Source organism: Tepidamorphus gemmatus (assembly GCF_004346195.1).
GTDB classification, from domain to species: domain Bacteria; phylum Pseudomonadota; class Alphaproteobacteria; order Rhizobiales; family Tepidamorphaceae; genus Tepidamorphus; species Tepidamorphus gemmatus.
Map to the genome: position 1 here is coordinate 306,057 of NZ_SMAK01000003.1, position 25,774 is coordinate 331,830.

Sequence of the window (25,774 nt, forward strand, 5' to 3'; positions counted from 1 at the left end):
ACGGAGACGCTTATGGCGACGGCAGTTAGTGCCAACAGGCTGGAGCTTCTGCAGATCGCGGACGCGGTTGCGCGCGAGAAGGTGATCGATCGCCAGATCGTCATCGCCGCGATGGAGGATGCCATCCAGAAGGCGGCGCGCTCGCGCTATGGCAGCGAGACCAACATTAAGGCCGAGATCAACCCCAAGACGGGCGAGATGCGGCTGTCGCGCCTGCGCGAGGTGGTCGAGACGGTCGAGCTGCCGGCCACCCAGATCAGCCTCGCCGAGGCGCGCGAGCGCAACCCCGCCGCCCAGGTCGGCGACTTCATCGCCGAACCGCTGCCGCCGCTCGACTTCGGTCGCATCGCCGCCCAGTCGGCCAAGCAGGTCATCGTCCAGAAGGTGCGCGAGGCCGAGCGTCTGCGTCAGTATGAGGAGTTCAAGGATCGCATCGGCGAGATCGTCAACGGCGTGGTCAAGCGTGTCGAGTATGGCAATGTGATCGTCGATCTCGGCCGTGCCGAGGCGATCATCCGCCGCGACGAACTGATTCCGCGCGAGAACTACCGTCCGGGCGACCGGGTGCGCGCCTACATCTATGACGTGCGCTCCGAGCAGCGCGGTCCGCAGATCTTTCTCTCACGCACCCATCCGCAGTTCATGGCGAAGCTGTTCGCCCAGGAAGTGCCGGAGATCTACGACAACATCATCGAGATCAAGTCGGTTGCCCGCGATCCCGGCTCGCGCGCCAAGATCGCGGTGATCTCGCGGGATTCCTCGATCGATCCGGTCGGTGCCTGCGTCGGCATGCGCGGCAGTCGCGTCCAGGCGGTGGTCAACGAGCTGCAGGGCGAGAAGATCGACATCATTCCGTGGTCGCCCGACGCGGCAACCTTCATCGTCAACGCGCTGCAGCCTGCCGAGGTGGTCAAGGTTGTGCTCGACGAGGATGCCGAGCGCATCGAGGTCGTGGTGCCCGACGATCAGCTCTCGCTCGCCATCGGCCGGCGCGGCCAGAATGTCAGGCTCGCCTCGCAGCTCACCGGCTGGGATATCGACATTCTGACCGAGGCGGAGGAATCCGAGCGCCGGCAGAAGGAATTCGCCGAGCGCACCGAGATGTTCATGGAGGCACTCGACGTCGACGAGGTGGTCGGCCAGCTGCTCTCCTCGGAGGGCTTCTCGAGCGTCGAGGAGGTCGCGCTGGTACCGATCGACGAGATCGCCGACATCGAGGGGTTCGACGAGGAGACGGCCGTCGAGATCCAGACGCGGGCGCGCGAGCATCTGGAGCGGATCGAGAAGGAACTGACCGCCAAGCGCCGCGAGCTTGGCGTCGAGGATTCCCTCGTCGGGATCGACGGCCTGACCACGGCCATGCTGGTCGCGCTCGGCGAGAACGGCGTCAAGACGCTGGACGATCTCGCCGGCTGCGCCACCGACGATCTGGTCGGATGGACCGAACGCGTCGACGGGGAGACCAGGCGCTACCCGGGCTATCTCGACGGCTTCGAGCTGTCGCGCGAGGAAGCCGAGGCGATCATCATGGCGGCCCGCGTCAAGGCCGGCTGGATCACCGAGGAGGAACGCGCGGCGATGCGGTCGGCGGAGGCTGACGGCGGCGAAGGCGAGGAGGCCGCGGCTGACGGGAACGTCTGACCGACCGGATGGCCTCGCGGCGGCGGACCCCGACGTCGCGGCGGCGGACCGGTCGACCGGCGAGGCCGTCGCCGACCGGGGTCCGCGCGACCGCGCGCCGCTGCGGCGCTGCATCGTGACGCGCCGCAGCCTGCCGGTCGGCGAGCTGGTGCGATTCGTGCTGGGTCCGGACGGCGCTGTGGTGCCGGACATCCGCCAGCGGCTCCCGGGCCGAGGAGTCTGGGTCACGGCGCGGCGTGAGCTGGTCGCCGAAGCGGTGCGCAAGCGGATGTTCGGGCGCGCGTTCCGCGCCGAGGCGCGGGCCGGAGAGGATCTGGCCGAGTTGGTCGGCAGCCAGCTGCGCCAGTCGGCGCTCGGTGCGCTCGGCCTGGAGCGCAAGGCGGGTCGCCTGGCGCTCGGCTTCGCCGAGGTCGATGCGCGGCTGCGGCGGGGGTCGGTGGCGCTGCTGCTGCACGCTTCGGACGCTGCGGCCGACGGGGTGCGCAAGCTCGATCAGGCCGCCCATGCCGGCGGTAAGGTCCCGCCCGTTTGCCGAGTATTCACCTCGGCGGAATTGGGTTTGGCGTTGGGGCGGGCGAATGTGGTACATGCTGCCCTCGATACGGGCGGCGCGAGCGGCGCGGCGATTGCGCGCTGTCGACGATACGAGACGTACATGACCGGATCGACGCCGGACGGGCGCGCGCATCGACCCGGATTCGCAGGAAGGACGGAATGACCGACACGAAGCAGCCAGACGACAAGACGCTCTCGCTGGGTGGGCGCAAGACGCTGAGCCTGCGCCGAACGGTCGAGTCCGGCACGGTCCGGCAGAACTTCCCGCGCGGCCGGTCGAAGCAGGTTGTCGTCGAGAAGAAGAAGCGCCGCACCATCCTCGGCCAGGACGAGCCGCAGGCAGCGGAGAAGGCGGCCGCAGCGACGCCACTCAAGGCCGCGGCGCCTGCACCCGAACCGCGTCCGGCAGCGCCGCGCCCGCAGCCGGCCGGACGCGCCGGCGTGGTGCTGCGCACGCTGACCAGTGAGGAAAAGGACGCCCGCGCGCAGGCGCTCGCGGAAGCCCGCCTCCGCGAGGAGGAGGAACGCCGTCAGGCCGAGATCGAGGCAAGGCGCCGTGCCGAGGAGGAGGAGCGCCTCAGGGCCGAGCGCGAGGAGGCCGAGCGCCGCCGCGCCGCCGAGGAGGAGCGCCGCCGCCTCGACGAGGAAGCCCGCCAGCGCGCCGAGACTTCGGCATCGAGCCGGCTGGCCGAGCCGGCCGCGCCCGCGGCCCCGGCAGAAGCCGCTGCGCGGCGCGCGCCGGCTGCGCCAGCCGCGCCGCCGGCACGCCGCGACGAGAAGGTCGTCGATGACGACACCGAGGCCGGCCGCGCCAAGCGCAAGGCTGCTGCCGAAGTCAAGCCGGTGCGGCGCGGCGAGGAGCGCCGCCGCGGCCGGCTGACGATCACCAACGCCCTCAACGACGACGAGCGCAGCCGCTCGCTTGCTGCCATCCGCCGCCGCCGCGAGCGCGACAAGCGCGCTCACGGAATGCGCGAGCCCGGCGAGAAGATCGCCCGAGAGGTGGTCCTGCCCGAGACGATCACCATCCAGGAGCTCGCCAACCGCATGGCCGAGCGCGCCGTCGACGTCATCAAGCTGCTGATGCAGCAGGGGCAGATGCTCAAGATCAACGACGTCATCGACGCCGACACCGCCGAGCTCATCGCCAACGAGCTTGGCCATACGGTCAAGCGCGTGTCGGAAGCGGATGTCGAGGAAGGCCTGTACGGCGAGCCTGACGATCCGGCCGATCTCGTACCGCGCCCGCCCGTCGTCACCATCATGGGCCATGTCGATCACGGCAAGACGTCGTTGCTCGATGCCCTGCGGGAGACGAACGTGGTGGCCGGCGAGGCCGGCGGCATCACCCAGCACATCGGCGCCTACCAGGCGCGCACGCCGTCCGGCGACGTCATCACCTTCATCGATACGCCGGGCCACGCGGCCTTCACCTCGATGCGTGCCCGCGGCGCCAAGGTGACCGACATCGTCGTGCTGGTGGTTGCCGCCGATGACGGCGTGATGCCGCAGACCGTCGAGGCGATCAATCACGCCCGCGCCGCGAACGTGCCGATCATCGTGGCGATCAACAAGATGGACAAGCCGGACGCCGATCCGGGCCGCGTCCGCAACGATCTGCTGCGCTACGAGATCGTCGTCGAATCGTTGGGCGGCGAGACGCTGGAAGTGGAGGTCTCGGCGCTGAAGCGGATGAATCTCGACAAGCTGCTCGAGGCGATTCATCTGCAGGCCGAGGTTCTCGAGCTGAAGGCCAACCCGAACCGTCCCGCCGAGGGCGTGGTTGTCGAGGCCAAGCTCGACAGGGGCCGCGGCCCGGTCGGAACCGTGCTCGTCCAGCGCGGCACGCTGAAAGTCGGCGACGTGCTGGTGTGCGGCGCCGAGTGGGGCAAGGTGCGTGCGCTGATCGACGACAAGGGAGACAATGTCGACAGCGCCGGGCCGGCAACGCCGGTGGAGGTGCTCGGCCTCGACGGAACGCCGGAAGCGGGCGACCGCTTCGCGGTGGTCGATTCGGAGGCCCGTGCCCGCGAGATCGCCGCCTACCGCCAGCGCAAGAAGCGCGAGCGCCAGCACGCCCGCGGCGTCGGCGCCAAGACCTCGCTCGAGCAGATGATGTCGCAGCTCAAGGAGCAGGGCCGCAAGGAGATTCCGCTGGTCGTCAAGGCTGACGTGCAGGGCTCGGTCGAGGCGATCATCGGCGCGCTCGACAAGCTTGGCACCGACGAGGTGGCGGCACGCGTTCTGTCGGGCGGTGTCGGCGGAATCACCGAATCCGATGTGACGCTGGCGGCCGCTTCCGGCGCCGTGATCATCGGCTTCAACGTCCGCGCCAACCGTCAGGCGCGCGAGGCGGCGGAGCGCGACGGCGTCGAGATCCGGTACTATAACATCATCTACAACCTCGTGGACGACGTGAAGCAGGCGATGTCCGGCCTGCTGGCGCCGACGCTGCGCGAGGAGATGCTCGGCAACGCGCTGATCCTCGAGGTGTTCAACATCTCCAAGGTCGGCAAGGTCGCCGGCTGCCGCGTCACCGACGGCGTTGTCCAGCGCGGCGCCCATGTCCGGCTGATCCGCGACGACGTGGTGATCCACGAGGGCAAGCTGTCGACCCTGAAGCGCTTCAAGGACGAGGTCCGCGAGGTGCAGGCCGGACAGGAATGCGGCATGGCCTTCGAGAACTATCAGGACATGCGGCCCGGCGACATCATCGAGTGCTATCGGGTCGAGGAGATCCAGCGCACGCTGTGATCCTGCTGGTCGGGTGAGGGCGGTGCGGTCCGATCCCGCACCCGCCCACGGAGTGACCCGGATGAAGTCGAAGCAACCTGAAGGGGCGCGCCATGCAGCAAGGCCGTAGCGCCCGGCGGGGCCATGGCACCGGACCGAGCCAGCGTCAGCTGCGGGTCGGCGAGATGTTGCGCCACGCGCTGGCGGAGATCCTGCAGCGCGGCGACGTCGCCGATCCCATGCTCGAAGCCGTCGCCGTCACCGTGCCCGAGGTCCGGGTTTCGCCGGACCTGAAGCACGCCACTGTCTATGTCATGCCGCTCGGCGGCCGGCACGTCGGCGAGGTCGTCGCCGCGCTCGATCGCCATGCCCGCTACCTGCGCGGCCAGCTTGCCCGCAAGGTGACGCTGAAGTTCATGCCCGATCTGCGCTTCGAGATCGACCGCACCTTCGATGCGGCCGATCACGTCGATCGGCTGCTGCGCACGCCTGAGGTCGTCCGCGATCTGCGACCGCAGGAGAACGGCGACTGATGGGCCGGCGCGCTCGCCAGACTGATCTGCACGGCTGGGTTGTCCTCGACAAGCCGGTCGGCATGACCTCGACCCAGGCGGTCGGGCGCATCAAGCGCCTGTTCCGCACCCGCAAGGCCGGCCATGCCGGCACTCTCGATCCGCTGGCCTCGGGCTGTCTGCCGGTCGCGCTCGGCGAGGCGACGAAGACGGTCCCCTTCGTTGTCGACGGGCTGAAGGTCTATCGGTTCACCGTCCGCTGGGGCGCCGAGACCGACACCGATGACAGCGAGGGCCGCGTCATCGCCACCTCGGACTTGAGGCCGGCCGATGCGGCGATCGACGCCGTCCTGCCGCGCTTCATCGGCCTGATCGAGCAGGTACCGCCGCGCTTCTCGGCGATCAAGATCGACGGCGAACGGGCCTACGATCTCGCCCGCGGCGGCGAGGCGGTGGAGCTGGCACCGCGCCACGTGGAGGTGCTCTCCCTCGCCCGCACCGGGCCGACGCGCGACCGCGAGACGGAGTTCGAATGCGAATGCGGCAAGGGAACCTATGTCCGCTCGCTCGCCCGCGACATTGCCCGGGCGCTCGGCGGGTACGGCCATGTCTCGGCGCTGCGCCGGCTGGCCGTCGGCCCGTTCGGCGAGGACGACATGATTTCGCTGGATAAGTTGCAGGAGTTGTGCGATAGGACCCCCGACCGGGATCCTCCGGTCGACGCGTTGCGACCGGTGGAGACCGCGCTGGACGACATCCCGGCGCTGGCCATAAGCCAGTCTGACGCGACCCGGCTGCGAAATGGTCAGCCGGTCTTGCTGCGCGGGCGGGATGCTCCCGTGCTGAGCGGCCCTGCCTACACCACGACGCGCGGACGACTCGTGGCCCTGGTCGAGGCGGACCGCGGCGAACTGCACCCCCGGCGCGTGTTCAACCTGCCCGGCTGAACGCCGGGCCCATGATATTTCGGAGACGATGTCGCGATGTCCATCACCGCGGAACGCAAGCAGCAGCTGATCAAGGAATATGCCAGGGGCGCGGCCGATACCGGCTCGCCGGAGGTGCAGGTCGCGATTCTCACCGAACGGATCGCCAACCTCACCGAGCATTTCAAGACCCACAAGAAGGACAACCATTCCCGGCGCGGGCTGCTGAAACTCGTCAGCCAGCGGCGCAGCCTCCTCGACTACGTCAAGGCGAAGGACGAGGCGCGCTACCGGGATCTTATCACGCGTCTCGGCATCCGCCGCTGACCGTTGCCGCGCGGCGACGATGAGCGTCGCCGCGCATATCCACGCGGGCCCCGGTGGCCATGGGGAGGATAGCCGGACGTTTCGGGCATCATCGGAACGCCTCGCCATCTTGCCCATGGCTCGCTCTGCGGTCCGCCAGAGCCATGAGGCATGACACATGTTCGATATCCAGCGTGAAGAACTCGAATGGGGCGGGCGCACGCTCGTCCTCGAGACCGGCAAGATGGCCCGCCAGGCCGATGGCGCCGTGCTCGCCCGCTACGGCGACACCACCGTGCTGGCCACCGTCGTCGCCAATCAGGAGCCCAAGCCCGGCATCGACTTCCTGCCGCTGACCGTCCACTACCAGGAGAAGTTCTATGCCTCCGGCAAGATTCCGGGCGGCTACTTCAAGCGCGAGGGCCGTCCGACCGAGAAGGAGACGCTCGTCTCCCGCCTGATCGACCGTCCGATCCGTCCGCTGTTCGTCGAGGGCTTCCGCTGTGACACGCAGGTGATCGTCACGGTGCTCAGCCACGATCTGGAGAATGACCCCGACATCGTTGCGATGGTCGCCACCTCCGCGGCCCTCACCCTGTCCGGCGTGCCGTTCATGGGCCCGATCGGCGGTGCGCGCGTCGGCTACATCAATGGCGAGTACGTGCTCAATCCGCAGATCGACGAAATGCCGGAGTCCGCGCTCGATCTGGTCGTCGCCGGCACGGCCGACGCCGTGCTCATGGTCGAATCCGAGGCAAAGGAGCTTTCCGAGGAGGTGATGCTTGGGGCGGTCATGTTCGGCCACCGCAGCTTCCAGCCGGTGATCGATGCGATCATCCGCCTCGCCGAGCGCGCCGCCAAGGAGCCGCGCGACTTCCAGCCCGAGGACAATTCCGAGATCGAGGCGAAGGTCGCCGAGATCATCGCCTCGGACCTCGCTGCCGCCTACAAGATTCCCGGCAAGACCGACCGCCAGGCCGCAGTCGCCGCGGCCAGGGAGAAGGTGATGGCGGCGCTCTGCCCGGCCGATTCGCAGGAGGCGCTCGATCGCGGCAAGGTTGCCGACGCCTTCAAGAAGCTCGAGAAGAAGATCGTCCGCGGCTCGATCATCGAGACCGGCCGCCGCATCGACGGACGCGACCTGAAGACGGTCCGCCCGATCGTCTCGGAGGTCGGCATCCTGCCGCGCGCGCACGGCTCGGCGCTGTTTACCCGCGGCGAAACCCAGGCGCTGGTGGTCGCCACGCTCGGCACCGGCGAGGACGAGCAGTATGTCGACTCGCTGACCGGGACCTACAAGGAGACCTTCCTCCTCCACTACAACTTCCCGCCCTTCTCGGTCGGCGAGACCGGTCGCATGGGCGGCGCCGGCCGCCGCGAGATCGGTCATGGCAAGCTGGCCTGGCGGGCGATCCATCCGGTGCTGCCCGACCACGCCAAGTTTCCCTACACGCTGCGAGTCGTCTCGGAGATCACCGAGTCGAACGGCTCCTCGTCCATGGCAACCGTCTGCGGCACCTCGTTGGCGCTGATGGATGCCGGCGTGCCGATCGCCCGGCCGGTGTCGGGCATCGCCATGGGCCTGATTCTCGAGGAGGACGGCCGGTTCGCGGTGCTGTCCGACATTCTCGGCGACGAGGATCACCTGGGCGACATGGACTTCAAGGTCGCCGGCACCGAGGTCGGCATCACCTCGCTGCAGATGGACATCAAGGTCGCCGGCATCACCGAGGAGATCATGCGGGTCGCCCTCGAACAGGCCCATGACGGCCGCGCCCACATCCTCGGCGAGATGTCGAAAGCGCTGACCTCGGCCCGCCCGGAACTCGGCGAGCACGCGCCGCGCATCGAGGTCATCACCATCCCGGTCGACAAGATCCGCGAAGTCATCGGCTCGGGCGGCAAGGTCGTCCGCGAGATCGTCGAGAAGACCGGCGCCAAGATCGACATCAACGACGATGGCACCATCAAGGTCGCCTCCTCCGACGGCAAGGCGATCAAGGCGGCGCTAGACTGGATCAAGTCGATCGTCGCCGAGCCCGAGATCGGCGCCATCTACCGCGGCAAGGTCGTCAAGGTCGTCGACTTCGGCGCCTTCGTGAACTTCTTCGGCCCGCGCGATGGACTCGTCCATATCTCGCAGCTGTCCAAGGGCCGCCCCGAGAAGGTGACCGACGTCGTCAAGGAGGGCGACGAGGTCTATGTCAAGCTGGTCGGCTTCGACGAGCGCGGCAAGGTCCGTCTGTCGATGAAGATGGTCGATCAGGAGACCGGCGAGGAGATTTCGAGCGGCGAAGCCGCCTGATCGCACCGACCTTGCCCGCAGGCTTCGGCCCGCGTCCGGATCAACGGGCGCGGGCTTTTCTGTGGTCAGCCCGGCTCCGACGTCGCCGTGGAAGGTTTTCCCCAGGCTGCCGGGTGGCGAAACTTTTAGGGAGTTCGTTCAGGAGCCCGCAAGGCGGTACGCGGCAAGGTTGCGCCGACTGCAAGGCCGGTCTGGGCCCGCAGCAATCAGGGACAGGGTGATTTGCTCGACTCGGTCGAAACGCCGGTGGCTTCCAGCCGTCTTTCCGGCACACGCGCGGCCTCGCGCTGGGTCCGGCTGCTCCCCGGCAGCCGTCTGGCGCGGCTGATGGGCGCTGCGGCCATCCTGTCCCTCGCACCGGCCGCGGCGGCCGCTGCGCTTGGCGCCGGCCTGTTCGGGCCAAGCCGGCTCGCGCCCACCTCCGCAACGATCGTCGCTGTCGCCAACATCCTTGGTACCGGTATCGCCGCGCTCTGCATCCGTGCCTCCCTGAGACCGCTGCGTCGCTCGGTCAAGGCGCTGCGTGACTATGCGCGCTATGGTCGTCTGCCGGACCTCAGGATCGATCCGCGCGACGACATCGGGCGGTTGATGAGCGAGATCCGGCAGATCATCGTCGATTCGGAGCAGGCCCATGCCGAGCTCTTGCGCGATGCCGAGACCGACCCGCTGACCGCCCTCGCCAACCGGCGCAAGTTCCTGTGGCACGGTGCGCAGGACCTGCGCGAGGCGCGCCGCCGCGGCGAGCCGCTGGCGGTGATCCTGCTCGACATCGACCGCTTCAAGGCGGTCAACGACAGCTTCGGACATGCGGCCGGCGATGCGGTGCTGCGCCTGGTCGCCGGCGCCGTAGCGCGCGGCCTGCGCGATGGCGATGCGCTGGCCCGTCTGGGTGGAGAGGAATTCGCCATCCTGCTGCCGCGTACGCCGCTGCCGGATGCGCTGCGCCTTGCGGAGACGCTGCGGGCGACCATCGCCGCCCTGCCGATGCCGGCCTTGGACGGCGCGACGGTGACCGCGAGCTTTGGCGTCACCGTGCACGATCAGTCCGACGGCCATTTCGAGGTGCTGCTGGAGCGGGCCGATCGCGCACTCTACGATGCCAAGCGGGCCGGCCGCGACCGCATCGCCTACCGGCTGGCGATCGACGAGGCCGACGACATGACGCCGCCGGAGCTGGCGCAGACCGGCGAGACGGCGCGACCGGCTCGCGTCTGGCTGGTCGACTGAGCGGGACGGGTCTTGGCAGCGTCAACCCGACGCGGATTCGGTGTCGCCGTTGGCTGCCGCCGCAAGTCTCTCGGGATTGGGCATCGAGATGACGTGGAACCCCGAATCGACGAAATGCACCTCGCCGGTGACGCCCGCTGACAGTGGCGACAGCAGATAGAGGGCGGCGCCGCCGACATCGTCGATCGTGGTGGCACGCCGCAGCGGTGCATGCGCCTTGTGGAAATTGTACATGCGCCGTGCGTCGTTGATGCCGGAGCCGGCAAGGGTGCGAACCGGACCCGCCGAGATCGCGTTGACGCGGATGCCCTGAGGGCCGTAGTCGGCGGCCAGATAGCGTACGCTTGCCTCGAGGCCGGCCTTGGCGACGCCCATCACGTTGTAGTTGGGCATCACACGCGTCGAGCCGGCATAGGTGAGCGTCAGCAGGCTGCCGCCGTCAGGCATCAGTTCGGCGGCACGCCGCGTGATCTCGGTGAAGGAGAAACATGAGATCACCATCGTCCGCACGAAGTTGGACCGGCTGGTGTCGGCATAACGACCCTTCAGTTCCGACTTGTCGGAGAAGGCCACCGCGTGAACGACGAAATCGATGGTGGACCAGCGCTGCCGCAGCGTCTCGAACACGGCGTCCACCGTCTCGATCTGCTCGACGTCGCAGGGCAGGACCAGATCGGCGCCGAGGCTCTGCGCCAGCGGTCGCACCCGCCGCCCGAACGCCTCGCCCTGGTAGGTGAAGGCGAGCTCGGCGCCATGCGCGGCCAGCGTCCGGGCGATGCCCCAGGCGATCGAATGATCATTGGCCACGCCCATGACCAGGCCGCGTCGTCCGGCCATCAGCGCGTCGGTCATCGTCCCCTCCCCGCGAACCTGTCGCCGTCAACCGTCGTGCCGGCCGAACACCAGGCTGGCATTGGTGCCGCCGAAGCCGAAGCTGTTCGACAGCACGGTATTGATCTCCACCCCGTCCCGGCGCTCGCGCACGATCGGCATGTCGGCGAAGGCGGGATCGAGCTCCTCGATGTTGGCAGACTCGCAGATGAAGCCGTTCTGCATCATCAGCAGCGAGTAGATCGCCTCCTGCACGCCGGCCGCTCCGAGCGAATGCCCGGTCAGCGACTTCGTGGCGGAGATCGGCGGGCAGCGGTCGCCAGTCCCGAAGATGTTGCGGATCGCCTCGATCTCCGGGCCATCGCCGGCCGGCGTCGAGGTCGCGTGCGGGTTGATGTAGTCGATCGGCTCGCGGACGGTCGACAGCGCCAGACGCATGCAGCGCTCGCCGCCTTCGCCGGACGGGGCAACCATGTCGTAGCCGTCCGAAGTCGCGCCGTAGCCCTTCAGTTCGCCATAGATGCGCGCCCCGCGTGCCTTGGCGTGCTCCAGCTCCTCCAGCACCAGCACGCCGGCGCCGCCGGCGATGACGAAGCCGTCACGGTTGGCGTCGTAGGCGCGGCTCGCCCGCTCCGGCGTGTCGTTGTACTTCGACGACATCGCCCCCATCGCGTCGAAGAGCATCGACAGCGTCCAGTCGAGCTCCTCGCAGCCGCCGGCGAACATGATGTCCTGCTTGCCCCACTGGATCAGCTCGGCGGCATTGCCGATGCAGTGCGCCGACGTCGCGCAGGCCGAGGAGATCGAATAATTGACGCCCCTGATCTTGAACCAGGTCGCCAGCGTGGCCGATGCCGTCGACGACATCGCCTTGGGGACCGCAAACGGGCCGATGCGCTTAGGACCCTTCTCGCGGGCGAGGTCGGCCGCCTCGATCAGGGTGCGCGTCGACGGGCCGCCGGACCCCATGATGATGCCGGTGCGCTCGTTGCTGACCTCGTGCGCCTCCAGCCCGGAATCGCGGATCGCCTGCTCCATCGCCACGTGGTTCCAGGCCGTGCCGCCACCGTGAAAGCGCATCGCCCGGCGATCGATGACCTGGGAGGCGTCGAGCGAGGGGGCGCCGTGAACCCGCGAGCGGAATCCGAGCCGCTCATAGTCGTCGGCCTTCACTATTCCCGACTTCGCGTCGTGCAGCGACGACACGACCTCCTGGACCGAGTTGCCGATACTCGACACGATACCCATGCCGGTCACGACCACGCGTCTCATAGGGGCCTCTCTTGCATTCGTTCGGGCATCCGCCCGGCCGCCCGCGCGCCCTAGACGGGGGCGCCTTCGGTCTCGGATGTGAACAGGCCGACCCTGAGGTCCAGAGCCTGGTATATGGTCTGCCCGTCCACCTTCAGCCACCCGTCGGCGATGCCGAGCGTCAGCTTGCGGCGGATGATCCGCTTCAGATCGACGCCATACTCGACGAGCCGGGCGGTCGGCAGGATCATGCCGGAGAACTTCACCTCGCCCACTGCCAGCGCCCGGCCACGCCCCGGCGCTCCGAGCCAGCCCAGGAAGAAGCCGACCATCTGCCAGAGCGCGTCGAGGCCGAGGCAGCCCGGCATCACCGGATCGCCCTTGAAGTGGCAAGCGAAGAACCACAGGTCGGGTCGGATCTCGAGCTCCGCACGGACATGTCCCTTGCCGTGCTCGCCGCCATCCTCGGCGATGGCGGAGATACGATCGAACATCAGCATCGGCGGCAACGGCAGCTGTGCATTGCCGGGGCCGAACAGTTCGCCGCGGCCGCAGGCAAGCAATTCCTCGAATTCGAAACTGGACCGGCGTTCGGTCATCCGCCTCGTTCGTCCCTTCTCGTGTCGTTGGATAGTGTTCGTCGATCGGTTCCGTCGTGCCGGCTCGGCAGACCGAGGCGGTCCACGGTCGCCTACCTAACATAGCTTTCCCGGTGTCGAAAGTGCGCGGATGGCCCCGTGACGAGCCGCGTCGCCTGCAGGGCAAAGTCGCCTGCAGGGCAGATGCCAGCAGACGTCTCGGCAGCGCTTGCCGTTGAGGGGTGCCCGCCGTATATTCGTCGCGGTTGCAACGGGTTGCGGATCGACGGATGGCCACGGACCTGCCGGCTCGCGACGGCGCGACGGGTGGCGACGCCCGGCGCGCGAATGACACGTCCGACGTCGCGAGGATGCTCAAGCGCGCCGGATTGCGCCCGACGCGCCAGCGGCTGTCGCTGGGTTCGCTGCTGTTTGACGGGCGGGACCGGCACGTGACGGCCGAGATGCTGCACGAGCAGGCGATTCGGGCGCAAGTCCCGGTCTCCCTGGCGACGATCTACAACACGCTCCACCAGTTCACCCGCGCCGGCCTGCTGCGCGAGGTCGCGGTGGACGGCGCCAAGTCGTATTTCGACACCAACACGCGCGACCACCATCATTTCTACGTCGAGGATCAGTCGCGGCTGATCGACATCGAGGGTGCCTCGATCGCGGTCACCGGCCTGCCGGAGGCGCCGCAAGGCATGGAGATAACCCATATCGACGTCGTGGTGCGCGTCCGCCCGCGTCGATAGGGCGGTTTGCCGTTCCGCGACATCGATGATCCGCTTCGACTCCGTCCTTGGTCGCAAGGACTGACGGAGACCCGATTGCCACGTCGCCTGCAATCGCCCGGACTTGCTTCCTCGCGCCACGTGTTCCCTCGCGCGGCAGCCGGCCGCATCGGCTTGCTGTCTGCCGACTGGCTCACTGCTTGAACGTCTCGTCCGGGTAGACGCCCCACAGCTGCTCCTGCGGCATCCAGCCGCGCACGTTGGCCACGCTGACCCGGCAGTACACGCCGTCGCATTCCGCCACATCGACCAGCACCCCCGGCTCGAGCAGCGCCACCACCTTGGCGGTCTCGCCGCGGTCGCGCCTCAGCGGCAGGGTGCGCTCCTTCGACCACGGCGCCACCAGCGCGGTGCGCCGGCCGGACAGCAGCGAATGGAACACCCATCCCTCGGTGCCTTCGCTGTCGCGGATCCGGCGCCAATTCTCGAATTCGGCGGTGATCTCGACCGGGAGTCCCGCGCGGGTATAGATCCAGGTGACCTCGTGGTCCTGCGCCGGGCCGGCGCGCAGGTTCACGCGGTCGGATTTCAGGCTCACGAATCGCGGCAGCGGCAGGCCGCTGGCTCCCGTCTGGGTCTGCGTCTGCGCCGAATCAGCCGCGGCCAGCAGCCAGCCGAGCGCCAGCAGCAGCGCCGCAGGCCCGGACACGGGGCTGCGTCTGCGAGGTCGGGGATGGCTCATCACGGTTCCGTTGCCTGGGCCATGGCAGCCACCAGAAACCCCCCGCCGGCGCGGCTGTCAACCGGGACCGGTGCCGTAGCGCTTTGTGTTTGCGGGGCTGTCTGCTAGGAAGTCCCGGTTCCTCGCGCCGTTGGACCAGCCAGCTACCATCGGCAGGGTAAACGGCCGATGAATCGCCGTGTTTCGGAAGGGGGAGAGAGCCGCGCATGCCCAAGCCGCGTCCGCTCGTCATCGTCACGCGCAAGCTGCCGGATGTCGTCGAGACCCGCATGCGCGAACTGTTCGACACCCGGCTCAATCTCACCGACACGCCGATGGGCCAGTCCGAGCTGGTCGAGGCGGTGCGCGAGGCCGACGTGCTGGTGCCGACCGTCACCGACCGCATCGACGCCGCCGTGCTGAGCCAGGCAGGTCCGCAGCTGAAGCTCGTCGCCAATTATGGCAATGGCGTCGACAACATCGACGTGGAGACCGCGACCAGGCGCGGCATTACCGTCACCAACACGCCCGGCGTCCTCACCGAGGACACCGCCGACATGACGATGGCGCTGATACTTGCGGTGCCGCGTCGGCTTGCCGAGGGCATCCGCGTCATGGAAGCAGGCGACTGGAAGGGCTGGTCGCCGACCTGGATGCTCGGCCGGCGGATCAACGGCAAGCGGCTCGGCATCATCGGGATGGGCCGGATCGGCCAGGCGGTGGCGCGCCGTGCGCGGGCCTTCGGCATGCAGGTCCACTATCACAACCGGCGTCGCGTCCCGGCCGCTGTCGAGGAGGAGCTCGAGGCGACCTACTGGGACTCGCTCGACCAGATGCTGGCACGCATGGACGTGATCTCGATCCACTGCCCGCACACACCGGCGACCTACCACCTGCTGTCCGCCCGCCGCCTGAAGCTGCTCAGGCCGGAGGCCTATGTGGTCAATACCGCGCGCGGGGAGGTGATCGACGAGAACGCCCTCGCGCGGATGCTGGAGGCGGGAGAACTCGCCGGCGCCGGCCTCGACGTGTTCGAGCACGAACCCTCGGTGAACCCGAAGCTGGCGAAATCCGACCGGGTGGTGCTGCTGCCGCACATGGGATCGGCGACGCTCGAGGGCCGCATCGACATGGGCGAGAAGGTCATCATCAACATCAAGACCTTCGCCGACGGTCACCGGCCGCCCGACCGCGTGCTGCCGTCGATGCTGTGAGCGGCCACGCCCCGAAGCCCGACGGGTTCACGGGCCGCGCCCGTCTGCTCGGACTCCTCGACCGGAGTCGCGAGAGCTACTGGTTCCTGCCCGCCAGCATGAGTCTGGTGGCCATGCTGCTGGCCGTTGCGGCGGGTCCGCTCGACCGGGCCATCGACCCGCTGCTGCCGGATCGGCTGGGATACGGCCGATCGATCGATCCGGACAGCGCGCGCGCCTGAGGGTGCCCCTAGGCCGCACCATCCAGCCTACTTCGCGGCTTCCTCATCGATCCGGACGGCAACCGCATCGAGGCCGTGTGCCACCTTCCCGGGTAGGCAGTCTCCGTCCGGCCGGAACACCGACCTTGCGCGGGAACCTTCCTGCCCACATTTCGCTTGTCCGATGCGAGGAGCCCGAACCATGACCGACCCGCGCGATGCCACCCGGATGATGCAGTACGACGCGCTGTCGAAGTCGCCGGTGCTCGCCTATATCCTCTGGTTCTTTCTGGGCTTCCTCGGGGCGCACCGGATGTATTCCGACCGCGTGCCGTCCGGTCTCCTGCAGCTCGTGGTGCACGGCATCGGCTGGCTGACCACGCCGATCCTGATCGGCTGGGTGTTCATCGCGATCTGGGCGATCTGGTGGGTAATCGACGCCTTCCTGATCCCCGGCTGGATCCGCGACCACAATCTTGGCGTCGCCCGGCGGCTGGCGTCGTAGGCGTCAGGGCGCCGCGTAGCCGATCGTCTCGACCCGCATCGACAGGGCGTCGAACAGCATCAGCCGGCCGATGAGCGGCTCGCCGACTCCGGTGAGTAGCTTCAGCGCCTCCAGCGCCATCACGCTGCCGATCAGGCCGGTGAGCGCGCCGAGAATGCCGGCCTGCGCGCAGGTCGGCAGCAGGCCCTCCGGCGGGGGCGCGGGAAAGATGTCGCGGTAGGAGGGGTTGCGGCGGCCGTCCGGCCCCTGCGCATAGGGCATCAGCGTTGTCACCGAGCCGTCGAAGCGGCCGACCGCGCCGCTGACCAGCGGTCGCCGCCAGGCCGCGCACGCGTCGGCAACCGCATAGCGCGTCGCGAAGTTGTCGGAACCGTCGATCACCAGGTCGTAGCCGCACACCAGCCCGGGCGCGTTGTCGGCGGTCAGGCGCAGCGCGTAGGACTCGACCGCGACGTGCGGGTTGATCCGCTCGATCGAGCGCTCGGCGCTCGCCACCTTGGCCATCCCGACGGCATCGGAGTCATGGATCACCTGGCGCTGCAGGTTCGACAGCGAGACCACGTCGTCATCGACGATGCCGAGCGTGCCGACCCCGGCCGCGGCGAGATATTGCAGCACCGGGGAACCGAGGCCGCCGGCGCCGACGACCAGCACGCGGCCGCGCTTCAGCCGCTGCTGACCCGGTCCGCCGATCTCCGCAAGCACGATGTGCCGGGCGTAGCGCTCGATTTCGACTTCCGTCAGACTGATGGGGGCGAGCATGGAGCAGCCTGTGTCCGCGTTTCTCCGACGCCGCGGCCTTGCCGCGGACGTCCTACTCAATCCGGCAGGTCTCCCGCGACCGCGAGGAAGCGCCGACCGGCTCCCTCGAAGCCCAGACCGATGACGCTTACGAGCACGACCGCCGTCTCGACCGGCCAGGCGTCCGGCACCACCACCTCGCTCAACCTGTAGGTGATCGGGCAGCCGCGCGAGGCAGGGATCGTCCGGTCCTCGTGCAGCATCGCCTCGTTGCCGGTGTCGAGATTCTCGATCAGCAGGCGGAAGCCATTGGCCGGCTCGCCGATCATGCCGGTGCAGTCGATGCCCGGCGTCTCGGCGTGGAAGATCTCGAGGCGTGCCCGGTAGCGCGCCGTCGGCTCGGCCAGCGCATCGGACGGCAGCGGCACACCGAAGGCGAGCGATACCGGATCGGCCTCGAACTCGCCGAGCGGGCTCGAGGCCAGCACCAGCGCGCGGTCCTCCAGCGCGATCTTGCCGACAAGTGGCGCCGCCGCCTGGCGGGCCTGGTGGCGCGCCTGCGCCAGCGGCACGCCCTCATCCTCGATCAGGACACGGAACGGCGTGCCCGGCACCCAGGAATCGGTCGCCGTGTCGATGACGTAGATGTTGGCGAACGGAAAGCCCGAGCCATCATGCACCCCGAATTCCTCGAAGGCGAAGGTGTCACCGTTCGGCGTGAACCCGAGACTGCGGTGGTCGGCGAGCTCCGCCGCCTGCGCGAGACCGAGCAGGGCCGCGAACCAGCCGGCGGCAACCAGGGACGAAAAGGCACGCATCGCGTTCCTCTCCTCAGCAGTCATCCGCGTCCCCTGGCGTGAGCATAGCCGCCGTGCCGCGCCGCGCCAAGCGCCGCTTGCCCGAGGGTTAACGCCGCCTCGCCACGATCACAGGCCCTCGAACAAGGCGGTCGACAGGTAGCGCTCGGCGAAGGAGGGGATGATCACGACGATCTGCTTTCCGGCCCATTCCGGCCGCTGTCCGACCCGGATCGCGGCGGCGACGGCGGCGCCGGAGGATATCCCGACTGGAATACCCTCGACCCGCGCCACCTCGCGCGCCGTCTCGAACGCCTCCTCGTTGGTCACCTGGACCACTTCGTCGATCACAGAGCGGTCTAGGATGCCCGGCACGAAGCCCGCGCCGATGCCCTGGATCTTGTGCGGCCCGGGTTCGCCGCCCGACAGTACCGGGCTTGCCGCCGGCTCGACCGCGACCACGTGCAGCTCCGGCTTGCGGCCCTTCAGCACCTGCCCGACGCCGGTCACGGTGCCGCCGGTGCCGACCCCGGACACGAACACGTCGACATCGCCGCCCGTGTCGTTCCAGATCTCTTCGGCAGTGGTCTTGCGGTGAATCTCCGGATTGGCGGGGTTCTGGAACTGCTGCGGCATCACCGCGCCGGGGATCTCCGCGAGCAGTTCCTGGGCCCTGGCGATCGCGCCCTTCATGCCCTTCGCGCCGTCGGTGAGCACCAGCTCGGCGCCGAGCAGCGCCAGCATCTTCCGCCGCTCGATCGACATCGTCTCGGGCATCACCAGGATCAGCCGGTAGCCGCGCGCCGCGGCGACGAAAGCGAGCGCGATGCCGGTATTGCCCGATGTCGGCTCGATGAGCACCGAGCCGGGCCGGATGGTGCCGGCGGCCTCCATCGCGTCGATCATCGAGACGCCGATGCGGTCCTTGACGCTGGCGATCGGGTTGAAGAACTCGAGCTTGGCAACGAGCCGCGCCCCGACGCCGGCCTTCGCCGCCAGCCGGTCCATCCGCACCAGCGGCGTGTCGCCGATCGTGTCGGTGATCGCGGCGTAGATGCGGCCGCGTCCGGGTTTGGCGGGCGGCTGGAAGCGGTGGTCGGGCGGGTTGCTCATCTCTTGTCTCCTTCGTGGTCGGCAGGGGCTGCCCCCGGGCCTTTCGGTCTGCCGCGGACAGAACTAGGGCGCGCTGCGGGCGCCAGCGAGGTCGTTGCGCCGGCCTATCCGACGGTGCGCTTCGGGACGGCGGCGACGGCGGCGACCGCCGCGTCGCGCTGCGGCACGACGTCGCGGAAGACCCGGCCGGCGTGCGGCCTTCCCGCGCAGCCGACGTGCCTGACCCTGTTTCCCGCGGCCTGCAGCCTGGCGGCGAAGCTCCCATTGTCGTCGATCACCGGACCCCGGCGTCCTCTGTCGATCAGAGCCGGCGGACAGCCGGTCGGATCGGCGCGGCCAGGGCTGGCAATGGCAGGCGTCCGGTGGTCTTTCGATCGGAATCCGGTGAGCCACATCAGGTTCAGCGCCCCGTCGATCCGAATCCGCCTGCACCGCGGATGCTGCTGCCGAGCGCGTCGACTTCGATCAGCCGGACCCGGGACACCGGCGCGACGACAAGCTGGGCGATGCGGTCGCCGCGGCCGATGCTGATTGGCGCGTCGCCGTGATTGACGAGGATCACCTTCACCTCGCCACGGTAGTCGCTGTCGATGGTGCCGGGCGCATTGAGCACCGTCACGCCGTGCCTCGCGGCAAGCCCCGAGCGCGGTCTGACCTGCCCCTCGAAGCCCTCCGGAATCTCGACGATGAGCCCGGTCGGCACCAGCGTCCGTTCGCCCGGTCCGAGCATCAGCGGCGTTTCGACCGCCGCCCGGAGATCGAGCCCGGCGGCGCCGGCCGTCCCGTAGTCCGGCAGCGGCATGTCGGCGCCATGCGCGAGCCGCAGCACGCGGATCGTCACGCTCATCGGGCGGCTGCCTTCAGCCGCTCGCCGATATGCGCGACAAGGCGGCTGGCGACCTCGGTCTTGGCCATCTCCGCCCATGTCTCGACGCCTTCCGGCGAGACCAGATGGACGCGGTTGCGGTCGCCGCCCATCACGCCGCTCGCCGCCGACACGTCATTGGCCACGATGAGGTCGCAGCCCTTGCGGGCAAGCTTCGCCCTCGCGTGCTCGATGACGGTCTCGGTCTCGGCGGCGAAGCCGACGACGAGGCGCGGGCGCAGCGTATGATGCTGCGACAGAGTTTGCAGGATGTCGGGGTTCTCGGTCAGCCGCAGCTGCGGTATCGCGCCGCTGCCGTCCTTCTTCAGCTTCTGGCTGCCCTCGGCCTCGGGCCGCCAGTCGGCGACCGCGGCCGCGCAGACCGCGACGTCGACCGGCAGCCGCTCCTCGACGGCGGCGAGCATCTGTCGGGCGGTCTCGACATGGACGGTGCGAACCCCCGGCGGATCGGGAAGCGAGACGGGTCCTGATACCAGCGTCACATCTGCGCCGGCGGCGGCCGCCGCCGCGGCGATCGCGTGGCCCTGCTTGCCGGAGGAGCGGTTGGCGAGATAACGCACCGGGTCGATTGGCTCGTGCGTCGGCCCCGAGGTGACCAGCATGCGGATGCCGGCGAGCACCGCCGACGCCGCCGACGCCGCGAGCCTCTGCCGGATTGCTGCGAGGATCTCCGCCGGCTCGGCCATGCGGCCCTCGCCCGCCTCGTTCGCCTCGGCCATCTCGCCGGCATTGGGGCCGACGACGGCGATCCCGTCCTGCCTGAGCCGCGCCACATTGCGCTGGGTGGCGGGATGGCTCCACATGCGCGGGTTCATGGCGGGCGCCATCAGCACCGGCTTGTCGGTGGCGAGCAGCACGGCGGTTGCGAGACTGTCGGCGATGCCGTTCGCCATCTTTGCCATCAGGTCGGCGGTCGCCGGGGCCACCACCACCAGGTCGGCCTCGCGCGACAGCCGGATGTGGCCGATCTCGGCCTCGTCGGTCAGTGAGAACAGGTCGGTGTAAACCTTTCCGCCCGACAGGCTGGCAAAGGACAGCGGCGTCACGAAACGGGTGGCTGCCTCGCTCATCACGACGCGGACCGAGAGGCCGGCCTCGCGCGCCCGCCGGATGAGCTCGAGGCACTTGTAGGCGGCGATGCCGCCGCCGACGATGAGAAGGATTCGCGTCATGACCAATCCGCTTGCCCGTGCCGTCCGATCGTATCCGCTCATCGGGCCGACAGCCAACCGTCGCTCATGACCACATCGCCGCGGCAATCGCCACCAGCGCCAGCGCCCCGATCCACAGGGCGATGCGCCCGGACCGGGTGCGGCGCGCCTCGGCGCGGGCGATCGCGCGCACGCTGGCATCGTCGAGGTGGAAGCCGTCGCGGGCCATGTCGGCGAGGCCGGCGGCGATCCGCTCGCCGCGCGCCAGCAGGTCCGGCGCGGTGAAGAGCAGCCGGCCGAGACTTGCCGCGCCTTCAGCGGCCGACGACAGGGCCCCCTGCGGTCCGAGATGGCGCCGGATCCATTCGCCGACGACCGGCTCGGCCGTCGTCCACATGTCGAGCTCTGGGTCGAGATGGCGCGCCACGCCCTCGACCACCACCATCGTCTTCTGCAGCAGTAGCAGTTCCGGCCGGGTGCGCATGTCGAACAGTTCGGTGACCTCGAACAGCTGCGACAGCAGTCGCGCCATCGAGATCTCCCGCGCCGTCTTGTCGCGCAGCGGTTCGCCGATGGCACGCAGCGCCTGGGCAAATTCCTCCACGGTGTGGGTGTCGGGCACGTAGCCAGCCTCGAAATGCACCTCCGCCGTCCGGCGGTAGTCGCGCCGGATGAACCCCCACAGGATCTCTGCCAGGAACCGCCGCTCCTTGGCGCCAAGCCGACCCATGATGCCGAAGTCGACGGCGACGACATTGCCGTGCGCGTCGACGAACAGGTTGCCCTGGTGCATGTCGGCGTGAAAGAAGCCGTCGCGCAGCGCCTGTCGCAGGAACGACTGGATGACCAGCGCCCCGAGGCGCTTCAGGTCGTGGCCGGCGGCCTCGAGCGCCGCCCGGTCGGCGATCGGAGTCCCCTCGACCCATTCGAGCGTCAGAACCCGTTTCGCCGAGCGGTTCCAGTCGACCCGCGGGATGCGGAAGCCCTCGTCCCCGGCCGTGTTCTCGGTCATCTCCGAGATCGCGGCGGCCTCGAGCCGCAGGTCCATCTCGATGGCGACGGAGCGCGCCAGGGTCGCCACTGCGTCGACCGGTCGCAGGCGCCTGGCCTGCGGATCGACCCGCTCGATCAGCCGCGCCGCGAAGAAGAAGGTCTCCAGATCGCGCCGGAAGCGCTGCTCGATGCCGGGCCGGAGCACCTTGACCGCCAGCTCGCGACCCTCGGCGGTGGCCTTGTGCACCTGGGCGATGGAGGCGGCGGCGACGGGTGGTCCGAGCGTATCGAAGACCTCGTCGACCGGCCGGCCGAGCGCCGCCTCGATCGCCTGGCGCGCGATCGTGTCGGAGAAGGGCGGCAGCCGATCCTGCAGGCTGGCGAGATCGGCGGCCATCTCGTCGCCGACGACGTCGCGGCGGGTGGCGAGGAACTGGCCGAGCTTGATCCAGCTCGGGCCGAGCCGGGTGAAGGCAGCGGCCAGCCGCGCCTCGCGCCGGTCGCGGCGGCCGATCACGCGGCCGAGGAACTGGCCGAGGCGGATCGCCGACGCCGGCCCGGCTGGCAGATCGGTCGGATCGACCCTGTCGAGGGCGTGCTCCCGGCACAGGATCAAGCCGGCATGCGCCAGCCGGGCGAGATGGGCGACCGACCGGAGCATGGATGTCAGATCCGCCAGCCCGAATGCAGCACGGCGATGCCGCCGCTCAGGCATCTGTAGGAGACGCGGGAGAACCCCGCCGCCTCGATCATGCCGGCGAAGGTTTCGCGGTCGGGGAAACGGCGAATCGATTCGACCAGATAGCGGTAGGGTTCGGCGTCGCCGGCGACGAGACGGCCCATCGCCGGGATCACGTTGAAGGAATACAGGTCATAGATGCGGTCGAGCATCGGCATGTCGACCGGCGAGAACTCCAGGCACAGGAACCGGCCGCCCGGGCGCAGCACCCGGTACGCCTCGGCGAGCGCGCGGTCGATGTGGGTGACGTTGCGGATGCCGAAGGCGATGGTGTAGGCGTCGAACGCCTGGTCGGGGAGCCCGATCTCCTCGGCGTTGCCCTCGACGAAGGTCAGCCGCCCGGCGAGCCCGCGCTTGCGAGCCCGTGCCTCGCCGACGTCGAGCATGTTCGGATTGATGTCGAGAACGGTGATCTCGGCGGCCGGCGCGGCCTCGGCGATGCGCAGGGCGATGTCGCCGGTGCCACCGGCGACATCCAGCACCGACCAGCCGGCGCCAGTCTTCGGCGGCGCCAGCCAGGCGATCAGGGCATCCTTCCACAGTCGGTGAAGGCCGCCCGACATCAGGTCGTTCATCAGGTCATAGCGGCGCGCCACGCGGTCGAACACCGCGTCGACATGGCCCTGCTTCTCGGCCTCCGGGACCGAGCGGAAACCGAAATGGGTGTCGCGGGCGTCGTCCGCCCCGGAACTCTCGCGCGTCATGGCGGCGACCATAGCGCAAGCCCCCCGGCCGCGCTATCGTTGCAGCCCGTTCGCGGCCGGCCTGCCGCCGCCGCATCCAAGCCGCACGGGTCGAAGCGTCACGGACGAGCCTTGCCGGAACTTCCCGAAGTCGAGACGGTGCGCCGCGGTCTCGCTCCCGCCATGGAGAATGCGCGGCTCGAACGGGTCGTGGCGCGACGGCCGGATCTGCGCTTTCCCTTGCCCGAGCGCTTCGCCGAACGTCTCGGCGGACGCACGGTGACCGGCCTGGGACGGCGCGCGAAATATCTCCTCGCCGATCTCGACGATGGCATGGTGCTGGTCATGCATCTCGGCATGTCCGGCTCGTTCCGCGTCTCGCAGCCGGGCAAGGCGGCGCTGCCCGGCGACTTCCATCATCCGCGCTCGAAGATTGCCGCCCACGATCACGTGGAGTTCGTGCTGTCGGGTGGTGCCACCGTCACCTACAACGATCCGCGCCGGTTCGGCTTCATGCTGCTGGTGCCGCGGGCCGGCATCGCAACGCATCCGATGTTTGCCGGGCTCGGCGCCGAACCGGTCGGCAACGCCTTCGACGCGGCGTATCTGGCCGCACGGCTCGCCGGTCGGACGATGCCGCTGAAGGCGGCGCTGCTCGACCAGCGCATCGTCGCCGGCCTCGGCAACATCTATGTGTGCGAGGCGCTGCACCGGGCGCGGCTGTCGCCGCTGCGCGCGGCGGGGACGTTGGCGACGCCGGCCGGCCGGCCGAACATGCGCGCGGTCCGGCTGGTCGAAGCCATCCGCGCGGTGATCGGCGAGGCGATCGAGGCGGGCGGCTCGTCGCTGCGCGACCATGTCCGCGCCGACGGCTCGCTCGGCTATTTCCAGCACGCCTTCCGGGTCTACGACCGCGAAGGCGCGCCGTGTCCGACGCCCGGCTGCCGTGGCACCGTGACGCGCATCGTCCAGTCCGGCCGCTCGACCTTCCTCTGTCCGCGCTGCCAGCGCTGAGCTTGCCCCGACGGCGGGGCTCCTGTAGCGCTAGCCTGCGATCATCGACTTGACGTCACGGGGAGAGGACATGGCTTACGAGAACATCCTGGTGGAGACGCGCGGTGCGGTGGCGCTGATCACCCTCAACCGCCCGAAGGCGCTCAACGCGCTGAACTCCGCGTTGATGACCGAACTGTCGACTGCGCTGGACGGCTTCGAGGCCGATGCCGAGATCCGCGCCATCGTCATCACCGGCTCGGAAAAGGCCTTCGCCGCCGGCGCCGACATCAAGGAGATGCAGTCGAAGACCTACATGAGCGCCTATCTGGAGGACTTCATCACCTCCTGGGAGCGGGTCTCACGGGTTCGCAAGCCGGTGATCGCGGCGGTGGCGGGTTATGCGCTGGGTGGCGGCTGCGAGCTCGCCATGATGTGCGATTTCATCATCGCCGCCGACACCGCCAAGTTCGGCCAGCCGGAAATCCTGCTCGGCGTCCTGCCGGGCGCCGGCGGCACGCAGCGCCTGACTCGCTTGGTCGGCAAGTCCAAGGCGATGGACCTGTGCCTGACCGGACGGATGATGGACGCCGCCGAGGCCGAGAGGTCCGGCCTGGTGAGCCGTGTCGTGCCGGCCGACAAGCTGATCGAGGAGGCGGTTGCGGCGGCCGAGAAGATCGCCTCGCTGTCGCTGCCCGCGGTCATGCTGACCAAGGAGGCGGTCAACCGCGCCTACGAGACGACGCTCGCCGAAGGGATCCGCTTCGAGCGGCGCGTGTTCCACTCGATGTTCTCGACCGAGGACCAGAAGGAGGGAATGCAGGCCTTCATCGAAAAGCGCCCCGCCGTGTTCAGGCATCGCTGAGCGGCGGCGGTCGGCCATCGCGAGCGGCGGCCCGCTGTTGACGCCGCGACGCGCTTGCGTCTATATGTCCGCGACCCGCGGCGGACCTTCGAGTTCGCCGCTTTTGGTATTTTCCGTCGGCCGGCGCTTCGATCGGCCGGTGAATGTCCCGGAGACCTGTTCATGGCGAACACCCCGTCGGCCAAGAAGGCGGCCCGCAAGATCGCCCGGCGCACCGCCGTCAACAAGGCGCGCAAGAGCCGCGTCCGTACCTTCGTCCGGAAGGTCGAGGAAGCGATTGCCTCCGGCGATCAGACGAAGGCCCGCGAGGCGTTGCGTGCCGCCGAGCCGGAACTGATCCGCGCCGCCCAGAAGGGTGTCCTGCATGCCAACACCGCTTCGCGCAAGGTGTCGCGCCTGGCGGCGCGCGTGAAGTCGATGCAAGCCTGAAGAAGCCGCAGGATCGGTTACCGAAGGGCCCGGCTCCGCCGGGCCTTTTTCGTTGCCGCAACCTGCACGGCAGCAGCCGGCCGTGCCGGAATCCGAACTTCTCAACCAATCTGCCGCTGAATCAAGGGCTTGGCAACACGAC

The 25,774-nt window shown here is 69.1% G+C and carries 27 protein-coding genes; 15 read left to right on the forward strand and 12 right to left on the reverse strand.

Going from position 1 to position 25,774, the window contains the following annotated elements; all coding sequences use genetic code 11:
- The first annotated feature begins 12 nt into the window (after positions 1-12).
- From nusA to EDC22_RS06880, 8 genes are all read left to right on the forward strand, one after another.
- Positions 13-1,641: a transcription termination factor NusA gene (gene nusA / locus EDC22_RS06845; RefSeq protein WP_132805866.1), complete on the forward strand. Its 1,629-nt coding sequence runs from the start codon at positions 13-15 to the stop codon at positions 1,639-1,641.
- Complete coding sequence (locus EDC22_RS06850; protein WP_132805867.1) at positions 1,625-2,359, forward strand: RNA-binding protein; 735 nt, start codon at positions 1,625-1,627, stop codon at positions 2,357-2,359. Before nusA ends, EDC22_RS06850 begins: the two co-directional genes overlap by 17 nt.
- Positions 2,356-4,950 (forward strand): translation initiation factor IF-2, encoded by a 2,595-nt coding sequence (gene infB, locus EDC22_RS06855; RefSeq protein WP_132805868.1) that lies wholly within the window; start codon positions 2,356-2,358, stop codon positions 4,948-4,950. The genes EDC22_RS06850 and infB overlap by 4 nt, the downstream gene beginning before the upstream one ends.
- A gap of 92 nt (positions 4,951-5,042) precedes the next feature.
- Positions 5,043-5,462 (forward strand): 30S ribosome-binding factor RbfA, encoded by a 420-nt coding sequence (gene rbfA / locus EDC22_RS06860; protein WP_132805869.1) that lies wholly within the window; start codon positions 5,043-5,045, stop codon positions 5,460-5,462.
- Positions 5,462-6,388 carry a tRNA pseudouridine(55) synthase TruB gene (gene truB / locus EDC22_RS06865; RefSeq protein WP_132805870.1) on the forward strand — a complete coding sequence of 309 codons (927 nt, stop codon included), beginning with the start codon at positions 5,462-5,464 and terminating at the stop codon, positions 6,386-6,388. The genes rbfA and truB overlap by 1 nt, the downstream gene beginning before the upstream one ends.
- A 36-nt stretch (positions 6,389-6,424) precedes the next feature.
- On the forward strand, positions 6,425-6,694 hold the full coding sequence (gene rpsO, locus EDC22_RS06870; protein WP_132805871.1) for a 30S ribosomal protein S15: 270 nt from the start codon (positions 6,425-6,427) through the stop codon (positions 6,692-6,694).
- A 157-nt stretch (positions 6,695-6,851) separates the two neighbouring features.
- A complete protein-coding gene (gene pnp, locus EDC22_RS06875; RefSeq protein ID WP_132805872.1) occupies positions 6,852-8,978 on the forward strand; it encodes a polyribonucleotide nucleotidyltransferase in 2,127 nt (708 codons plus the stop codon).
- Positions 8,979-9,224: 246 nt separating this feature from the next.
- Positions 9,225-10,208: a GGDEF domain-containing protein gene (locus EDC22_RS06880; RefSeq protein WP_132805873.1), complete on the forward strand. Its 984-nt coding sequence runs from the start codon at positions 9,225-9,227 to the stop codon at positions 10,206-10,208.
- A gap of 21 nt (positions 10,209-10,229) precedes the next feature.
- Here the strand turns inward: EDC22_RS06880 and fabI are convergent, their stop codons facing one another.
- From fabI to fabA, 3 genes are read right to left on the reverse strand one after another with little or no spacing between them, the layout of a single operon-like run.
- A complete protein-coding gene (gene fabI, locus EDC22_RS06885) occupies positions 10,230-11,060 on the reverse strand; it encodes an enoyl-ACP reductase FabI (RefSeq protein WP_132805874.1) in 831 nt (276 codons plus the stop codon).
- Positions 11,061-11,087: 27 nt separating this feature from the next.
- On the reverse strand, positions 11,088-12,311 hold the full coding sequence (fabB, locus tag EDC22_RS06890) for a beta-ketoacyl-ACP synthase I (RefSeq protein WP_132805875.1): 1,224 nt from the start codon (positions 12,309-12,311) through the stop codon (positions 11,088-11,090).
- A 50-nt stretch (positions 12,312-12,361) separates the two neighbouring features.
- The gene (gene fabA, locus EDC22_RS06895; protein WP_132805876.1) at positions 12,362-12,889 is read right to left on the reverse strand and encodes a 3-hydroxyacyl-[acyl-carrier-protein] dehydratase FabA; all 528 of its coding nucleotides are present in this window, start codon (positions 12,887-12,889) and stop codon (positions 12,362-12,364) included.
- Positions 12,890-13,158: 269 nt separating this feature from the next.
- On the opposite strand from fabA, the gene irrA reads away from it, so the two are divergent.
- Positions 13,159-13,623, forward strand: coding sequence for an iron response transcriptional regulator IrrA (gene irrA / locus EDC22_RS06900; RefSeq protein WP_132805877.1), 465 nt, complete (start codon positions 13,159-13,161; stop codon positions 13,621-13,623).
- Positions 13,624-13,795: 172 nt separating this feature from the next.
- On the opposite strand, the gene EDC22_RS06905 is transcribed toward irrA, so the two are convergent.
- On the reverse strand, positions 13,796-14,344 hold the full coding sequence (locus EDC22_RS06905) for an SH3 domain-containing protein (protein ID WP_132805878.1): 549 nt from the start codon (positions 14,342-14,344) through the stop codon (positions 13,796-13,798).
- A gap of 206 nt (positions 14,345-14,550) precedes the next feature.
- On the opposite strand from EDC22_RS06905, the gene EDC22_RS06910 reads away from it, so the two are divergent.
- The 3 genes from EDC22_RS06910 (at position 14,551) to EDC22_RS06920 (ending at position 16,242) form a co-directional block, all read left to right on the forward strand.
- Positions 14,551-15,537 carry a 2-hydroxyacid dehydrogenase gene (locus tag EDC22_RS06910; protein WP_132805879.1) on the forward strand — a complete coding sequence of 329 codons (987 nt, stop codon included), beginning with the start codon at positions 14,551-14,553 and terminating at the stop codon, positions 15,535-15,537.
- Complete coding sequence (locus tag EDC22_RS17915) at positions 15,534-15,758, forward strand: DUF2254 domain-containing protein (protein ID WP_165926817.1); 225 nt, start codon at positions 15,534-15,536, stop codon at positions 15,756-15,758. The genes EDC22_RS06910 and EDC22_RS17915 overlap by 4 nt, the downstream gene beginning before the upstream one ends.
- A 181-nt stretch (positions 15,759-15,939) precedes the next feature.
- Positions 15,940-16,242 carry a TM2 domain-containing protein gene (locus EDC22_RS06920; RefSeq protein ID WP_132805880.1) on the forward strand — a complete coding sequence of 101 codons (303 nt, stop codon included), beginning with the start codon at positions 15,940-15,942 and terminating at the stop codon, positions 16,240-16,242.
- Between the two features lie 3 nt (positions 16,243-16,245).
- Here the strand turns inward: EDC22_RS06920 and EDC22_RS06925 are convergent, their stop codons facing one another.
- The 8 genes from EDC22_RS06925 to ubiE form a co-directional block, all read right to left on the reverse strand.
- Positions 16,246-17,004 (reverse strand): molybdopterin-synthase adenylyltransferase MoeB, encoded by a 759-nt coding sequence (locus EDC22_RS06925; protein ID WP_132805881.1) that lies wholly within the window; start codon positions 17,002-17,004, stop codon positions 16,246-16,248.
- 56 nt (positions 17,005-17,060) lie between these two features.
- A complete protein-coding gene (locus EDC22_RS06930) occupies positions 17,061-17,801 on the reverse strand; it encodes a DUF2259 domain-containing protein (protein WP_165926818.1) in 741 nt (246 codons plus the stop codon).
- A 108-nt stretch (positions 17,802-17,909) separates the two neighbouring features.
- Positions 17,910-18,893 carry a cysteine synthase A gene (cysK, locus tag EDC22_RS06935; RefSeq protein WP_132805883.1) on the reverse strand — a complete coding sequence of 328 codons (984 nt, stop codon included), beginning with the start codon at positions 18,891-18,893 and terminating at the stop codon, positions 17,910-17,912.
- Positions 18,894-18,997: 104 nt separating this feature from the next.
- Positions 18,998-19,288 carry an alpha/beta hydrolase fold domain-containing protein gene (locus EDC22_RS06940; RefSeq protein ID WP_132805884.1) on the reverse strand — a complete coding sequence of 97 codons (291 nt, stop codon included), beginning with the start codon at positions 19,286-19,288 and terminating at the stop codon, positions 18,998-19,000.
- 5 nt (positions 19,289-19,293) lie between these two features.
- Positions 19,294-19,740 (reverse strand): dUTP diphosphatase, encoded by a 447-nt coding sequence (gene dut, locus EDC22_RS06945; RefSeq protein WP_132805885.1) that lies wholly within the window; start codon positions 19,738-19,740, stop codon positions 19,294-19,296.
- Positions 19,737-20,951: a bifunctional phosphopantothenoylcysteine decarboxylase/phosphopantothenate--cysteine ligase CoaBC gene (gene coaBC, locus EDC22_RS06950; protein ID WP_132805886.1), complete on the reverse strand. Its 1,215-nt coding sequence runs from the start codon at positions 20,949-20,951 to the stop codon at positions 19,737-19,739. Before coaBC ends, dut begins: the two co-directional genes overlap by 4 nt.
- 64 nt (positions 20,952-21,015) lie before the next feature.
- The gene (ubiB, locus tag EDC22_RS06955) at positions 21,016-22,584 is read right to left on the reverse strand and encodes a 2-polyprenylphenol 6-hydroxylase (protein ID WP_132805887.1); all 1,569 of its coding nucleotides are present in this window, start codon (positions 22,582-22,584) and stop codon (positions 21,016-21,018) included.
- A gap of 5 nt (positions 22,585-22,589) precedes the next feature.
- Complete coding sequence (gene ubiE / locus EDC22_RS06960; protein WP_132805888.1) at positions 22,590-23,366, reverse strand: bifunctional demethylmenaquinone methyltransferase/2-methoxy-6-polyprenyl-1,4-benzoquinol methylase UbiE; 777 nt, start codon at positions 23,364-23,366, stop codon at positions 22,590-22,592.
- A 111-nt stretch (positions 23,367-23,477) separates the two neighbouring features.
- On the opposite strand from ubiE, the gene mutM reads away from it, so the two are divergent.
- The 3 genes from mutM to rpsT all read left to right on the forward strand — a co-directional run bounded on the left by mutM (position 23,478) and on the right by rpsT (position 25,632).
- A complete protein-coding gene (gene mutM / locus EDC22_RS06965) occupies positions 23,478-24,359 on the forward strand; it encodes a bifunctional DNA-formamidopyrimidine glycosylase/DNA-(apurinic or apyrimidinic site) lyase (protein WP_132805889.1) in 882 nt (293 codons plus the stop codon).
- A gap of 70 nt (positions 24,360-24,429) precedes the next feature.
- Positions 24,430-25,203, forward strand: a complete 774-nt coding sequence (locus EDC22_RS06970; protein ID WP_132805890.1) for an enoyl-CoA hydratase — start codon at positions 24,430-24,432, stop codon at positions 25,201-25,203.
- A 162-nt stretch (positions 25,204-25,365) separates the two neighbouring features.
- The gene (gene rpsT, locus EDC22_RS06975) at positions 25,366-25,632 is read left to right on the forward strand and encodes a 30S ribosomal protein S20 (RefSeq protein WP_132805891.1); all 267 of its coding nucleotides are present in this window, start codon (positions 25,366-25,368) and stop codon (positions 25,630-25,632) included.
- The last annotated feature ends 142 nt before the right edge of the window (positions 25,633-25,774 follow it).